Annotated in this window: 14 protein-coding genes and 1 tRNA gene; 2 read left to right on the forward strand and 13 right to left on the reverse strand. The window is 71.1% G+C overall.

Annotation, left to right across the window (positions count from 1 at the left end; all coding sequences use genetic code 11):
• Positions 1–9: 9 nt before the first annotated feature.
• The 4 genes from mshB to ACOZ38_RS33195 form a co-directional block, all read right to left on the reverse strand.
• Positions 10–861: an N-acetyl-1-D-myo-inositol-2-amino-2-deoxy-alpha-D-glucopyranoside deacetylase gene (mshB, locus tag ACOZ38_RS33180; RefSeq protein ID WP_424535005.1), complete on the reverse strand. Its 852-nt coding sequence runs from the start codon at positions 859–861 to the stop codon at positions 10–12.
• 181 nt (positions 862–1,042) lie between these two features.
• Positions 1,043–2,071, reverse strand: a complete 1,029-nt coding sequence (locus ACOZ38_RS33185) for a LacI family DNA-binding transcriptional regulator (RefSeq protein ID WP_424535006.1) — start codon at positions 2,069–2,071, stop codon at positions 1,043–1,045.
• 356 nt (positions 2,072–2,427) lie between these two features.
• Positions 2,428–3,255, reverse strand: a complete 828-nt coding sequence (locus ACOZ38_RS33190; RefSeq protein ID WP_424535007.1) for a patatin-like phospholipase family protein — start codon at positions 3,253–3,255, stop codon at positions 2,428–2,430.
• Positions 3,256–3,283: 28 nt separating this feature from the next.
• Complete coding sequence (locus tag ACOZ38_RS33195) at positions 3,284–4,249, reverse strand: 1-aminocyclopropane-1-carboxylate deaminase/D-cysteine desulfhydrase (RefSeq protein ID WP_424535008.1); 966 nt, start codon at positions 4,247–4,249, stop codon at positions 3,284–3,286.
• Between the two features lie 77 nt (positions 4,250–4,326).
• On the opposite strand from ACOZ38_RS33195, the gene galK reads away from it, so the two are divergent.
• The gene (gene galK, locus ACOZ38_RS33200) at positions 4,327–5,463 is read left to right on the forward strand and encodes a galactokinase (protein ID WP_424535009.1); all 1,137 of its coding nucleotides are present in this window, start codon (positions 4,327–4,329) and stop codon (positions 5,461–5,463) included.
• A gap of 47 nt (positions 5,464–5,510) precedes the next feature.
• On the opposite strand, the gene ACOZ38_RS33205 is transcribed toward galK, so the two are convergent.
• The 6 genes from ACOZ38_RS33205 to ACOZ38_RS33230 all read right to left on the reverse strand — a co-directional run bounded on the left by ACOZ38_RS33205 (position 5,511) and on the right by ACOZ38_RS33230 (position 10,660).
• A complete protein-coding gene (locus ACOZ38_RS33205) occupies positions 5,511–7,040 on the reverse strand; it encodes a hypothetical protein (protein WP_424535010.1) in 1,530 nt (509 codons plus the stop codon).
• Positions 7,041–7,185: 145 nt separating this feature from the next.
• Entirely contained in the window at positions 7,186–7,542 is a 357-nt protein-coding gene (locus ACOZ38_RS33210; RefSeq protein ID WP_405139762.1) for an STAS domain-containing protein, read from the reverse strand.
• A 121-nt stretch (positions 7,543–7,663) separates the two neighbouring features.
• A complete protein-coding gene (locus ACOZ38_RS33215) occupies positions 7,664–7,867 on the reverse strand; it encodes a cold-shock protein (RefSeq protein WP_248964071.1) in 204 nt (67 codons plus the stop codon).
• Between the two features lie 292 nt (positions 7,868–8,159).
• On the reverse strand, positions 8,160–8,936 hold the full coding sequence (locus ACOZ38_RS33220) for an enoyl-CoA hydratase-related protein (RefSeq protein WP_405139764.1): 777 nt from the start codon (positions 8,934–8,936) through the stop codon (positions 8,160–8,162).
• Between the two features lie 71 nt (positions 8,937–9,007).
• Positions 9,008–10,285 carry a nitric oxide synthase oxygenase gene (locus ACOZ38_RS33225; RefSeq protein WP_424535011.1) on the reverse strand — a complete coding sequence of 426 codons (1,278 nt, stop codon included), beginning with the start codon at positions 10,283–10,285 and terminating at the stop codon, positions 9,008–9,010.
• Positions 10,286–10,584: 299 nt separating this feature from the next.
• A tRNA-Asn gene (locus ACOZ38_RS33230) sits at positions 10,585–10,660 on the reverse strand.
• A 223-nt stretch (positions 10,661–10,883) separates the two neighbouring features.
• Here ACOZ38_RS33230 and ACOZ38_RS33235 point away from each other — a divergent pair.
• The gene (locus ACOZ38_RS33235; protein WP_424535012.1) at positions 10,884–11,186 is read left to right on the forward strand and encodes a YtxH domain-containing protein; all 303 of its coding nucleotides are present in this window, start codon (positions 10,884–10,886) and stop codon (positions 11,184–11,186) included.
• 107 nt (positions 11,187–11,293) lie between these two features.
• Here ACOZ38_RS33235 and ACOZ38_RS33240 read toward each other — a convergent pair whose 3' ends face one another.
• The 3 genes from ACOZ38_RS33240 to rpoD form a co-directional block, all read right to left on the reverse strand.
• A complete protein-coding gene (locus tag ACOZ38_RS33240; RefSeq protein ID WP_424535013.1) occupies positions 11,294–11,773 on the reverse strand; it encodes a hypothetical protein in 480 nt (159 codons plus the stop codon).
• A gap of 9 nt (positions 11,774–11,782) precedes the next feature.
• A complete protein-coding gene (locus tag ACOZ38_RS33245; RefSeq protein WP_424535014.1) occupies positions 11,783–13,057 on the reverse strand; it encodes an amylo-alpha-1,6-glucosidase in 1,275 nt (424 codons plus the stop codon).
• A gap of 234 nt (positions 13,058–13,291) precedes the next feature.
• Positions 13,292–14,428, reverse strand: a complete 1,137-nt coding sequence (gene rpoD / locus ACOZ38_RS33250) for an RNA polymerase sigma factor RpoD (RefSeq protein WP_358555767.1) — start codon at positions 14,426–14,428, stop codon at positions 13,292–13,294.
• Between the last annotated feature and the right edge of the window lie 117 nt (positions 14,429–14,545).

Here is a 14,545-nt window from a genome sequence, read left to right on the forward strand (position 1 = left end):
GAGCTCCGGTCAGCCGAAGAGGTCGGACTCGCGGCCGTCGTCGCCGAGGGGACCCGGCTCGCCGGCCAGCCGGGTGTAGTACTCCACAGGCTGCGCGGGCTGCCCCACGTTGTTGGACAGCGCGAAGAAATGGCCGTCCACGCTTATCTGGGTGCGGTGCGCCCGCAGGGCGGCGATCTTCGCCTCCAGGTGCGCGGTCGCGTCGACGTACGTGGTGACCTGGTCGTCGGGAACGCCGAACCCGAAGTCCTCCACGGACTTCAGCCGCTCGAACGGACCGGTGTCGACGGCCTTCTCCAGCACGGACAGCGGCGTCGCGGTGGCGTAGAAGCGCGACGGCGACCACGGCTCGCCGTCGCCGAAGGACGGGTCGGCGGCCTTCTCGAACGCCCGCCACGCCACGCGGTGCGCCTGGATGTGGTCGGGATGCCCGTAGTACCCGTTGTCGTCGTACGTCACGATCACCTGCGGCCGTACCTCGCGGATGATGCCGACCAGCTCCGCCGCCGCCAGGTCGAGGTCGGACTGCCAGAAGCACGACGGGTCGTCGTTGGTGGCCGCTCCCATCATGCCGGAGTCACGCCAGCGCCCCGCCCCGCCGAGGAACCGGTGGTCGTCCACGCCGAGCGCGGTGCACGCGCGGGCCAGCTCGCCCACGCGGTACTCCCCGAGCCGGTCCTCCCTGTCGGCGCCGAGGTGGCGCAGCTCGGCGGGGATCACGTCACCCTCCTCGCCCAGCGTGCACGTGACCAGGCAGACGTGCGCGCCCTCGGCCGCGTACTTGGCCATCGTGGCCCCGGTGCCGATCGACTCGTCGTCGGGGTGGGCGTGGACGAAAAGAATTCGACGATCGGGCGACATGGCCGACCTGCCTTTCCTTTAAGAGTCCCGAGCTGAAGGCTCCCGCCCGGAACCCCTGGACGGGCGAGCGCCCGCCGGGGTCCTGAGCCGGGATCGAGCCGAGAGGCCGCCTGCCAGGTTCCGCGTTGTTGGTTTGGGGGTCCATCTTCCCGAGTGTTCCGGCGCGCCCGAAACCGGGGCCCTACTCCGCAAGGGCGGTGGAACGGATCTTGGCGGGCGCGGTCGAGCCTCGGACGACCAGCTCAGGTTCGAAGAGCAGCTCCTCCGCGGTGACCGACGCGCCCTCTATCTGGCTGACCAGCAGGGTCACGGCGGTCCTGCCCATGGCCTCGATGGGCTGGCGCACCGTGGTCAGCGGCGGGTTGGTGCAGTTCATGAAGGCGGAGTCGTCGAACCCCACCACCGAGGCGTCCTCGGGCACCGACATGCCGAGCCGGCGCACGGCCCGGATGGCCCCGAGGGCGAGCGGGTCGCTGCCGCAGATGAGGCCCGTGACGCCCTTCTTCAGCAGCTTGGTGGCCACCGCCTGGCCACCTTCAGGGGAGAACAGGGTGCGCTCCACCGACCCGGGCCCCACCTCGACGCCGGCCGCGCGGGCCGAGGCGACGAAGGCCGCGTACTTGCGGCGCGAGGGGATGTGGTCCTCAGGCCCGAGCACCAGCCCGATGCGCTCGTGGCCGAGCGAGGTCAGGTGGCCGAACGCCTGCTCGACCGCCACGGCGTCGTCCGTGGAGACCTGGGGGAAGCCCAGGCTCTCGGTGGCGGCGTTGACCAGCACCACGGGCAGCCGGAGCTCCAGCAGCCGGTAGTAGTGCTCGTGCGGCGCGTCCGCCTCGGCGTAGTGCCCGCCCGCGAACACCACCCCGGAGACCTGCTGCTCCAGCAGCATCTCCACGTAGTCGGCCTCGGACAGGCCGCCCGCGGTGCGGGTGCAGAGCACGGGGGTGAACCCCTGCTGGGCGAGCGCGCCGCCGACCACCTCCGCGAGCGCGGGGAATATCGGGTTGCCCAGCTCGGGGAGCACCAGGCCCACCAGACGGGCCCGCTCGCCCCTGAGTTGGGTGGGGCGCTCGTAGCCGAGCACGTCCAGAGCGGTCAGCACGGCCGCGCGCGTCGCCTCCGCCACACCGGGCTTGCCGTTGAGCACCCGGCTGACGGTCGCCTCGCTGACGCCGACCTTCTTCGCCACTTCCGCAAGTCGCCGTGTCACGGCGCAATCATAGGTCGGAAACCTGCAAGCCGCTTACATTCCGACGGCTTAGCGTGAAACCGGTCTACATCAGGACCGGTCCAACCGTAGCGGCGGCCGGTGCCCGCTCCAGGACGCCGTCGGCCCGCGAAGACGGCCACAGGCGTCCAAGCCCCTCGCCTACCTGTTTACCACCTGGGCAGATGTCACCGACCGCACGTCAGCGGCGGCCGTCACACCGAGGGTCGCGCCGATGTGACGCGGATTTGCACTGCCTTACAGGCACTTGCAACTCACGCCCGCCACCCCTGTCAGCGAGACACACCAATCCCACGGCATCCGCTTCGCACTACCGCGCACAACGCTCGCAAGACCGGTCAGATCCAGAAAGTGATCAGACGTTCGGCGATGTCCCGGCCCTGCGCGTAGCCGGCCTCGGCGGAGGGGGTGCGCACGGCAGGGTCCAGCGGGTCGGCGCCCATGGCGGTGAGCGACGCCTTGTCAGGGATGATCACTTCCACCTCCCCGCCGGCGCCGAGAGCCTCCACCTGCCCCGCGAGCTGGGGGTCTTCGAGGGGAGCGAGGACCAGGACGCGGTCGTACCCGGCGGCCAGATCGGCGTTGACCCCGGACCTGACCCCGCCGTCCATGTAGCGGCCGTCGCCGATGGTCACCGGGGGCCACACCCCCGGCACCGCGCAGCTCGCCGCCACCGCGTCGACGAGATCGACCCCGGAGGCCCGGTCGAACACGCGGTGCTCGCCCGTGGCGGTGTCCACGGCCACGAGCGCTATGTCGGCCTCGGGCCACTCATGGCGGGGAAGGCGGTTCGCGATCACCTCGCGCCGTACGGGCTCGGGGACGGTCCTGGCCGCGAGTGCCAGCTCGCCGACCTCCTTGCGCACCTGGGCGAGGTCCCGCGTCCGCTGGTAGAGGGCCTCGAACGAGGACACCAGCTCCTCGACCGAGATGCCGCTCGGCAGCTCCTTGTTCTGCAGGGCCGGGTCGGCCTGGCGCCGGTAGAGCTCGTCGAGCGGGACGCCGCTGGTCATCTGGGCGGCGACGGTGGCGCCCGCGGACGTACCGACGATCTTGTCGGCGGTGCGGCAGTGGATGCCACCCTCCGCCAGCCCGGCGAGGACTCCCGTCTCCCAGGCGATGCCCGCCACCCCGCCGCCACCAAGCACCAAAGCACGCTTTGTCATGACAGATCCCCTGCCTCGTTCCGGAAGATCATGCTAGCCGTCCGGAACCCTGGCCTGGGCCCGGACCGTCGGTGACGACCGCCACGAGCCGGGTGCCCGGCGGAAACGCCCCCCTGGCCACCAGCTCGAAGATGCCGTACATCATCTTGGCCACGTAGACCCGGTCGAGCGCCTGGCCGTGCCGTGCCGCGAAGTCCTCGATGAACGCGCCGAGCTCCCTGGTCGTCCTTGCGAAACCGCCGAAGTGGAAGCCGCATTCGAGACTCCAGCCCGGCGAGGACGTCCCGAAGGCCTCGCATTGCAGCCGCTCCACCTCGCCGGCCAGGTACTCGCCGCCCTTCAGCACGGGGAAGCCCACGGCCCGGCACCCCGGAGGGAGCGCCGAGGCGATGCCGGCCAAAGTGCCGCCCGTGCCGCACGCGCAGCAGATCACGTCGAACGGCCGCCCGCCGCCCGCGCCTTCGGGACTCGCGTCCCGGAGCTGGGCCGCGACCTCCGCGGGCAGTTCGGCGCAGCCCCGGACCGCGAGCGCGTTGCTGCCGCCCTCGGGGAGCAGGTAGAAATCACCCCACTCGGCGCGCAACCGGTTGATCACTTCCGGGGAGTCCTTGGCGCGGTAGGTGGAACGGTCGAGGTAGGTGAGCCGCATGCCGCGCGACACGGCGTACGCCAGCGAGGGGTTGAGCGGGAGGTGCTCCTCGCCCCGGATCACGCCGATCGTCGCCAGGCCGAAGTGGTGCCCGGCCGCGGCGGTCGCCCTGATGTGGTTGGAGTAGGCACCGCCGAAGGTCAGCAGCGTGCCCTTCCCCTGCCGCGCGGCCTCTGCGAGGTTGTGCCGGAGCTTGCGCCACTTGTTCCCCGGCAGCTCCGGATGGATCAGGTCGTCGCGCTTGAGGAACACGCGGACCTCGCCCAGCCGGTCGTCGCGCAGCTCCTCCAGAGGGCTGGGGAGCCGCAGCGCGAGTACCGAGGGGAGCGTCCCGCCGTTGTCCACAGGGCCAGCTTGGCACGAGAGCCGGCGGCGGGCGGTCGGTAGGCTACGACCGACCCCGAACACGAGGAGCCGCCGTGATGCGTGCTGTCGATGCTTTCCGCGCGGCGTTCGGCCGCGAGCCCGAGGGTGCCTGGCACGCTCCTGGGCGGGTCAACCTGATCGGCGAGCACACCGACTACAACGACGGTTTCGTGCTGCCCTTCGCGGTGCCGTGGGGGGTCACGGCCGTCGCGGGCCGGCGCGACGACGACTCGGTCACGCTGCTCTCCCTCCAGGCCACCTCCGAGCCCGGCGCCGGCCGGCCCCAGGTGATCGACGACTACGAGCGGGCCGAGGGCTGGGCCCGTTACGCCGTGGGCGTCTTCTGGGCGCTGCGCCAGGCCGGGCACGCCGTGCGCGGCGCCGACCTGGTGATCGACGGCGACGTGCCCCAGGGCGCGGGGCTGTCCTCCAGCGCCGCGCTGGAGGTGGCCGTCGCCATGGCACTCAACGACCTGTACGACCTGGGGCTGGGCGGGCTCGACCTCGCCCTGCTCGCGCAGAGGGCCGAGAACGACTTCGTCGGCATGCCCTGCGGCATCATGGACCAGGCCGCCTCCGCGCTCAGCAAGGAGGGCCACGCCCTCTTCATGGACTGCCGCAGCCTCGCGTCCCGGGCGGTCCCGCTCGACCTGGCCGCCCACGGGCTGCAGATCCTGATCATCGACACCGGCGTCCACCACGAGCTCGCCGACGGTCAGTACGCCCGGCGCCGGCGCGACTGCGAGAGCGCGGCCAAGCGCCTCGGGGTGGAGGCCCTGCGCGACGTCACCGACCTCGCAGGAGCCTTGTCCATGCTCGGGGGCGACGAGCGCAAGCGGGTCCAGCACGTCGTCACCGAGAACCACCGGGTGCAGGCGCTGATCGGGCTGCTGCGCGCGGGCGCCGTCCGCGAGATCGGCGCCCTGCTGAACGCCTCCCACATCTCGCTCCGCGATCAGTACGAGGTGTCCTGCCCCGAGCTGGACGTGGCGGTCGAGGGGGCCGTCAGAGGCGGAGCTCGCGGCGCCCGCATGACCGGAGGCGGCTTCGGCGGCTCGGCGATCGCCCTGGTGGCCGACGACCGGGTCGACAGGGTGCGCGAGGAGATCGCGAAGGCCTACGAGCGGCGGGGCTGGGCGCCCCCGCGCTTCCTTCCCGCCGTCCCCGCCGCCGGAGCCCGCCGCCTCGCCTGAGGGACCCAGGTCAGGGCGATGGTTCCGGTGGGAGCCTGTGCGGCGGGTCAGGCCACTTTGGCGACCGTCGGGGTGAGGGTCTCGGTGAGGAGCGTGCGCGCCAGAGAGTCGGCCTGGCGCGCCACCACCGTGTCGACTCCCCGGTGCGGGGTCGTCGCCCCGCCCCCGGTGGTCCAGGGGCCGAAGGCGAACCTCCGGGGGTGAGCCGCCCCGGCGTGGTCGACGATGCGCCGGTCGGGCAGGCTCACCTTCAGCAGCCCCGCCTCCTCGACGCACTCCCCCCGCGCGTGCAGCCGCCTGACCAGCGGGTCGCGGGTGCGGCCGACGTCGGGCCCGGGGCGCCTCGCCTCGATGAACGCGCGGGCGGTGAGGGATCCCGGCACGGTGGCGCCGGTCGCCCGCCACGTGCCGCTCTCGTGGGGCTCGACCCGGGTGTCGGTGCCGAGGAAGGTGACGATGCCCGCCCTGCCCAGGGCCCTCAGCTCGGCCAGCCGCGCGGCGGGCAGCCCGTCCGCGGCGTGGTCTGCGAACCCCTGGAACCACGGGTCGCCCGGCACCTGCCCGGCGATCACGTCGAGCACGCCGCGCAGCCCGTAGATCATGGCCAGGTCGGCGCTGTGCGCGGGGTCGGTCCTGCGCGATAGGTCGGCGGCGAGGTAGCCGTGCATCCACCTCTGGAGGCCGGGCAGGTCGCCGAAACGCATGCCGGCGAGCGGGCGGTCGAACCTGGTGAGGTTGAGCCGGTCCTCGAAGCGGGGCACGGCCGCGCGGATCAGCGCCCGCATCGTCTTGCCCTCCCACTCCTCGGGGGCGAAGGCCTCGGCGAAGTCCGCCCAGCGCATGCGGGCCCGCTCCGGGTGAGCGGTCAGGATCTCGTGGTAGTACGCGAAGGCGAGATCCTTGGCCACCAGCGGCCACACCTCCCGCCGGAAGTCCCTCGGCCGGTCGGCGAGCGCGGTGACGAACCTCGGAGGCGGCGGCGGTTCGCCTCTCAGGGCGTACTCGATCATGGCCCGATGGGGCACACCACGCCGGGAGCCCACGTGGATCAGCGGCTCCCCGCCGCCGGCGACGTAGGTGAGCTCGCCGCTCCGGTCGCGCCTGAACCGGCCACCGCGCCCCGTGGTCAGCCCGGCGAGCACGTCGGCGAAGACCGTGCCGAGGCCGCGCACCAGCACGGGCTGCCCGCCGGGCACGTGCCGCAGCGGCAGCTCGCCCGCGTAGCCGGTGGGACGGTAGTACAGGCTGTGCCTGCGGGCGAAGCCGAGCAGCTCCAGCTCGCCCGGCGTCGCGAGGACGTCCAGGTGGTGCTGGGCGAGGACCACGGCGTCGGTGTCGACACGGGTGCCGTCGTCCAGCAGCACCCGGCGGCCCGCCAGATCGACCGCCTTCGCCCGGTGGACGTGGACGCGCACCCCCGGCGCCTGCGCCTCGGGAACGGCCGGCCCGCCAGAGGCGTCCACGACGTGGATGTCGAGCGGGCGCCAGCCGATCAGCTCGGAGGCGTTGGCGCGGATGCGCTCGACCAGGCGGGCCGCACCTGGCCCGGCGCCGACGACGCAGACGGATCCGGTCACGCTCGCCTCCCTCGATTTACCTATTTAGAAGGTAGGAAATACATGGATCCTTGTCAAGACATGGTAAGACGAAACGACGCCTCCTGTCCGGAGAAACTCCGGAGAAGGCGCCGTTTCGATCAAGGTTTTACAGTCCGTACGGCGGTCACTGCGAGGCGAGCTGCGCGACCCCCGGATCCGCCTTCGCGGAGAACGTGCCTACTTCCACAGGAAACCGGGATCGCAGCCCGCTCGCTTCGAGCACGCGGCGCACGGGAGACGAGGGGGCCACCAGGCGAACTCCGCCACCGAGAAGCAGCGAGCGACGCCGGGCGGCCATGAGGGCGCCCAGCCCGCTGGCGTCCATGAAGGTGACCTCGGAGAGGTCGAGGACGAGGCGGGCGCGCGGCGGTTGGAGCGCGGCGAGAAGCCGCTCACGCAGCACGGGAGAGCATGAGATGTCGACGTCCCCGCTGACGCGGCACACGGCCGTGTCGGCACGGACGGTTATGGATAGGTCCAATGAGGACCTCCAATCAATGGACGCGAGGGCGGCTCGCGGTGGTGCAAACCGCCCCTACTTGCGTCCTTGGGGTGAAGGCGGCAGAGCCGCCTTCACAGGAGCCTCGCGGCTCGAATAATGATTAGAGCGGGCGAACCTGCTCCGCCTGGGGGCCCTTCGGCCCACGCGTCGTCTGGTAGTCGACGCGCTGGTTCTCCTCCAGGCTGCGGTAGCCGCTCGAGTCGATGGCGGAGTAGTGGACGAAGACGTCCGCACTGCCGTCATCGGGAGCGATGAAACCGAAGCCCTTTTCGGCGTTGAACCACTTGACGGTTCCCTGAGCCATGAAACTGATCTCCTCATGAGACGATCTACGAGGTCCACGGGCGTGGAGCCCCGGGTTGTTTAGCGACCGACCGCCCCTTGAAAGCACATTGGCTTCGCACGGTGGAACGCCCGCTGTAAGAACTCCGCAGGCGCTGCTACACGTTAACGAACCTCCACTACAACCACTGCCATTCAACACCATGCGGAGCCCCTTCGCCAACGCCGGGGGGCCCAAGCCGACATCCCCAGGTGGAACTCCTGCCGGACCCCGGGAGATGGAGGTGAATACCACGCAGGCGGGTCGAAACCGCCTAGCTCAGCGGTGGAAACGCCGGGGGACGGCGCTCCAGGAAGCTCGCGACGCCCTCCGCGAAATCGCGCCGCCCGAACGCTTCCATCATGAGCCGGACCGCCTCGGCGGCGGAGTCGTCGAGTGACTCCTGCCAGGCGCCCCAGACCTGCCGCTTGATCACGGCCATCGAGGCCGGCGAGCTGTGCGCCGCCAGCTCGCGCGCGTAGGCGACCGCCTCTTCGAGCAGCCGGTCCCCCGGCACCACGCGGTTGACCAGGCCCAGCTCGCCCGCCTCCGTGCCGGTGAACGTGCGGCCCGAGAGCAGCAGGTCCATGGACCTCGCCTGCCCGATGAGCTTGGGCAGGATCCACGCGAGGCCGTACTCGGCGATGAGGCCGCGCCGGGCGAACGCCGTGGTCCACTTGGCGTCGGCCGAGGTGAACACCACGTCGCACACCAGCGCGTGCACCATGCCGAGCCCCGCGCAGGCGCCGTTGACCGCCGCGACGATCGGCTTGCGGATCGTCGTGGGATGGGTGTTGGGACGCTTGTCCGGCTCCTCGTCGTACGAGCCGTCCTGCAGGGCGGTGAGCGTCTGGAAGTCCGCGCCCGCGCAGAATCCCTTGCCCGCGCCGGTGACCACGATCGCGCGCACCTCAGGGTCGCGCTCGGCCTCCTCCAGCAGGTCGAAATAGCGCCGCCCCATGGCGTCCATCCACGCGTTCAGCCGGTCCGGCCGGTTGAACGTCAGCGTGAGCACGCCCTCGTCCAGCGACGACAGCACGAGATCGGACATCGAACCTCCCGGAGAGACCGCTACCGAATAACGTTCTACACCAATTCCGCCGGGGAGGCGGGAACGGGGGGTCAGCCGTCGTGCTCGCCCTTGCGGTGGTGCTGGACGAAGGCGGGGGTCAGCTGCACGTCGTCGTAGTAGCGGTGGAAGACGGGTGTGAGCGAGCCGGAGAGCGGCGGGACGATCCAGGACCAGTCGGCGGGACAGACCCGTCCAGAACGCTCCTCACGCTCCAGATGGGAGATGAACCTGCGGGCCTCGGTGTGGTGGTCGGTGATCGTGACGCCCGCCTGCCCGAAGGAGTGCAGCACCGCGACGTTCAGCTCCACCAGCGCGTGGTCCTTCCACAGCGTACGGTCGTTGGAGGTGTCGAGCCCGAGTCTCTCCGCCACCACGGGAAGCTGGTTGTAGCGGTCCTCGTCGGCGAGGTTCCGCGCGCCGATCTCGGTCCCCATGTACCAGCCGTTGAACGGGGCGCACGGGTAGCAGACACCGCCGATCTCCAGGCACATGTTGGAGATCACGGGCACGGCGTGCCAGCGCAGGCCGAGCCGTTCGAACCACGGGTACGCCGGGTGGGAAAGCGGCACCTCCAGGATGGCGTCGCCCGGGATGGTCGCCAGCAGCGGCGAGATCCTGCGCGCGTCCTCGATCACCAGGGGCAGCACGTCGAAGCGCGTCCCAGGGCCGCCCGCCCACCCGAGGCGCATCGCCGACGCGGTGAGGGCGGCGTTGCGCGCGTCCCCGACCACAGCCCCGTCCGGCGTGCGGTACCCCGCGTAGCGGATGAGCTGCTCGTTCTGGATCCTCGGCCCCGGCCGGCCCGGCAGGTCCTGCGCGAAGACCGTGATCGTCGGCCGGATCCGTCCCGAGCCGGTGGCCTCCCGCAGGTGGTTGACGCACTCCACCGCGACGCCCTCTGCGCTTTCGACCGAGCGCATGTCCCTGACACGGAGCGACTGCCAGTACAGGCGGCCGATGCACCGGTTGCTGTTGCGCCAGGCGACCCGGGCGCCGAAGGTCAGCTCCTCGGGGGTGTGGGTGTAGGTCCCATACCGCGCGATCTGCGCGAGCACCTGGTTCAGCCGTGGCTCCACCGGCCCCGCTTCGGGGTTCTCCTCGTGGAACAGCCGCAGGAACTTCTCGGCCTCCGCAGGGTCGGCCCTCCCGATGCGCTCGTCCGGCGGGGGTACGGCGGGGCCCGCTCCTCTCGCCTCCTGGTCGGAGTCCATCCTCCCCGCGGCCCGGCGCCCGACGTAGGCCGGTAACTCGCCGAGGGGAGCCTCTCCCGGTGACTGCCGGGATGCCTGAGACAGGTCGGAAACTGAGAACAGCCGTCGAGATCTCATCCAGAACACCATAGGACAACCGCCACATTGTTCTCACAGGTATCCGGCCGTTCCGGCGGCGCGAAAACCCTGAGTGCAGCGGCCTTCCCCGCTGCGTTGCATGATCCGCGGCAGCCGTGACTTCGGACCTCGCGCGAACGCGGTCACACCAGGTGCTGGCGCGTGAGCACAGCGGCACGAAGCACGGCAGACCCACATCTTCGGTCATCGCTTGTGATTTGTCCCCCCATATCTCAGAGGGATCTTCGGAGTCCTGAAACGCGACAAGCCCCAGGAGAATCTCCTGGGGCTTGCGAGCGTGGCTCCCGCGATAGGACTCGAACCTATAACCTGCCGGTTAACAGCCGGCTGCTCTGCCGATTGAGCTACACGGGATCGTCTGGCGCGTCGCGAGGAGGGTGTTGGCCCTTCCTTGCGGCGCGGAACTAGATTAGCGCATTCCGGGGGGTGCGTGTCGCATCCGGATCACTCAGACCTCTTCCCCAGCCCCCGACGGCGGCCTTCCGGCAGAACGCGCGGCCCGTCGGGACCATAACCCTTCGCAGCCGGGGTAGGGGAGGCGAAGAGCGGGGATGCCAGCGGCACGCGGAGGTAGCAGATGCGATATCGATTCACGTTCGCCGTGGGCCTGGCCGTCGGCTACGTCTTGGGCAGCCGGGCAGGCCGGGAGCGGTACGAGCAGATCAAGCGGGTGACACAGCGGGTCGCCGACAATCCCATGGTCCAGCAGGCCGCGGGCGTGGCCGGAGCCCAGGCCTCCAAGGCCGCCGAGGTGACCCGGCACAAGCTCGGCGACGTGCTCGGCGACAGGGTGCCCTTTCTGCACAGGAACGGCTGGGCCGTCGTCAGGGACGACACCGGCACCGGCTGGCCGGACACCGAGGTGAACCGGGTCACCTGACCCGGCACCACGTGAAGGCGGCCCACGCGGAGTCCCACGTGGGCCGCCTCGCTTCACTCGACGAGGCGTGCGGGCATGAGGCGTGCGGGCATGAGGCCCGGGCGCCCTCAGACGCCGAGGTTGCGCCTCAGCTCCTCCAGCGCCTGCTCGGCGGCGGCGCGCAGGCCCGGGTCGGCAGGATCGAGGCCCGGGTCGAAGACGAACTCCCACTCCGCGGTGTCCTGTCCCGGCACCCGGCGCGCGACCAGGCGCACTCCCCCGCGGTTCCCGAGGCTCACGTGGCGGCTCGCCAGGATCGACGAGGTGACCCGCTCCCGTACGGCCTCGGGCAGGCGTCCGGGCTCGGGCAGCGCCAGCCACCGCTCGGCGCCGTCGGTGGCCACGATGCGCAGCCCCTCCTCGTCCCACATCGCCCGGTCGATGCGGTACCAGGGCAGGGGCTCCTCGCCCGGCAGGCGCAGCGCCCGGTCGGTGGCCACGACGTACGCGCCGTCCGGCGTGCGGGCGTGCACGAGCACCCGTTCGCCCGGCTCCAGCGTGACGCCCGCCTCGGCGGGAAGGCTCCGGGAGCCCCAGGGAAGTCGCATGGGTGAAAGCTACCTGGCGAGCAGGTCGAGGGTGAGGGCGGCCGACCAGGAGAAGTCCCGGCAACCCCTGCCCATGCCGTCGAAGGGGTCGAAGCACTCGCGGAACCCCGCCTGCCGTACGAGCCTGAGGGTGCTCGCCGCCAGCGACGCCCGCAGGTCGTCCAGGCCGTGCACGACCGCCCCGCGCCAGAGCAGCCAGTTGGTGTTCACCCAGGACGGCCCGCGCCAGTACGTCGACCTGTCGAACTCCAGCGCCCGCACCTCGCAGCTCGGCACGGGATAGCCGCTCGGGCCGAGGAAGCGCGACTCCAGCAGTTCGGCGAGCACCCCGACGACCGGGGCGGGCATGCCAGGGTCCAGCAGCGGCCCGAAGCACCCCACGGAGCAGACGGGGATCAGCCGCCCGGCGCGCAGGTCGCGCGCGTAGAAGGCGCCGTCGTCCCACAGGCGGTCGAGCAGCGCCCTCCTGATCCGGTCGGCGGCCTCGCGGAAGGGCGCCCGGTCGGCCCCGATGGCGTCCGCGAGCCCGGCCAGCGCCACGCACGAGGCCAGCCAGATCCCGTTGAACAGCGGGTCCTCGACGGCGAAGGGATGCTCGTCGCGCAGGTAGCCCGCGCCGTAGCCGGAGTCGCGGTAGCGCGTGGCCAGCCACACGTAGCGGTCGTGGTGACTGTCGGACCGCCACTCCTCCAGCGCGTACGCGTAGCGCACGAGGGGAAGGGCGGCGAGCGGGGCGTCCCAGACCGGGCTGTCGTCCAGGCCCGACTCCCAGGGGTGGACGATCGCCGCGAGGCCGTCCCCGCCGAGGTCGCGGGCCGAGGCCAGGTAGTCGTGCTGAGCGACCAGGTTCGGCCAGGCCCGCCGTACGAAGGCGAGGGCGGCGTCGCGGTCGGAGGCGTACCGCCAGATCCACCACACGGCGCAGGCCTGGAGCGGCGGCTGGGTGAGCCCCGAGGTGATCGTCCCGTGCGGCGCGGCCGCGCAGTCGGCCGACCGCCACAGCGACGGGCCGGGGTAGTAGGCCTCACCGGTCGACCGGTCGAAGACGATGTGCGGCAGCATCCCGGTGCTCCACTGCCCGCCGAACAGGCTCAGCAGTTCGGCGCAGGCACGGGACCAGCGGCGGCGGGCGAGGCCGATCGCCACGAAGGCGGAGTCCAGGCTCCACTGGTGGGGGTAGCGCCCCACCGCCGGCACGGTGGCCGACCCTGTCCAGTTCGCGTCAAGCACGTCGAGTGCGGCCTGCTCGAGCGCGGTGTCGTCGAGCGCGGACCGCGCGTCCATCGGGTTGTCGGCAGGAGACCGTCGCCGCCCGGGAGGGGAGCGCCGCCTGCCGCCCTGAGGCGGAGACGGGAGTGCCGTCCCTGCCTTCCTCCTCTCGTGACCGGTGCCGGTACGAGCCGCGGCGCCCGGATCACGGGCTCCGCGTGGCCGGGCCCGGTCCACGGCCCGCCTGGCCGGCGGGGGCCGGCAGAGCCGGCGAGCGGCCGGCGGGGGCCGTGGACCGGACGGGCCGGCTCAGTCGAGGTAGTCGCGGAGCATCTGCGCGCGCGTCGGGTGGCGCAGCTTGGCCAGCGTCTTGGACTCGATCTGCCGGATGCGCTCGCGCGTGACGCCGAACTCCCTGCCGACCTCCTCCAGGGTCCTCGGATGGCCGTCGGACAGCCCGAAGCGGAGCTGGATGATCCGCTGCTCCCTGTCGGACAGGGTGGCGAGGATGTCGTCCAGCTGGTCCTGCAGCATGATGAACGCCGCCGCCTCGATCGGCACCACCGCGTCGGCGTCCTCGATGAAGTCACCGAGGTCGGAGTCCTCCTCGCCGATCGGCGACTGGAGCGACACGGGCTCCTGGGCGATGCGCTGGATCTCCACCACGCGGTCGACGGGCAGGTCCATCTCCAGGGCGATCTCCTCGGGAGCGGGCTCCCTGCCGAGATCCTGGTGGAGCTGCCGCTGCACCCGCACGAGCTTGTTGATCGTCTCGACCATGTGCACGGGAATTCGAATGGTGCGCGCCTGGTCCGCGATCGCCCGGGTGATCGCCTGGCGAATCCACCACGTGGCATACGTGGAGAACTTATATCCCTTGGTGTAGTCGAATTTCTCGACCGCCCGGATGAGACCCAGGTTGCCCTCCTGGATCAGATCGAGGAAGAGCATTCCGCGCCCGACATAGCGTTTCGCGATCGACACCACGAGCCGGAGATTGGCCTCGATGAGCCGTTGCTTCGCCCGGACGCCCTCCCAGACGAGCTCCTCGAACTCGGGCTTGGCGAGCCGCAGCCCGAGATCGCACAGCTTGTCCTCGGCGAACAGGCCCGCCTCGATGGCCTTGGCCAGCTCCACCTCCTCCTCGGCCGTCAGCAGCGGAACCCGGCCGATCTCCCGCAGGTAGATGCGGACGAGGTCGCTGGTCGGCGCCCGCTTGCCGACGTCCTCCTCATCGGGGCGGACGGTGTCCTCCTCCGCCTGAGGCTCGAGCACCTCCACACCCTTTTCGGCGAGCATCCGCACGACGCGTTCCAGCGCGTCGGCCGGCAACTCGGAGCGGTCAAGCGCGGCGGCCACGTCGTCGACGGTGACGCTCCCGCGCTCCCTTCCTCTCGCGACTAGATCCGCCACCTGATCTACCGATGGCGGTCCACTTGGCAGCACCGATGCACCCACGGGACATAGTCTGCGGTATAGGGACCAGAAAAGGGCAGGCCTATTTTTGGCACAGAAGGTAAGGCCAGAGCTATTACCGAATCGATATCAACCAAAAGTTTGGCG

It is taken from the genome of Sphaerisporangium viridialbum (assembly GCF_049674955.1).
Lineage (GTDB): Bacteria > Actinomycetota > Actinomycetes > Streptosporangiales > Streptosporangiaceae > Sphaerisporangium > Sphaerisporangium viridialbum.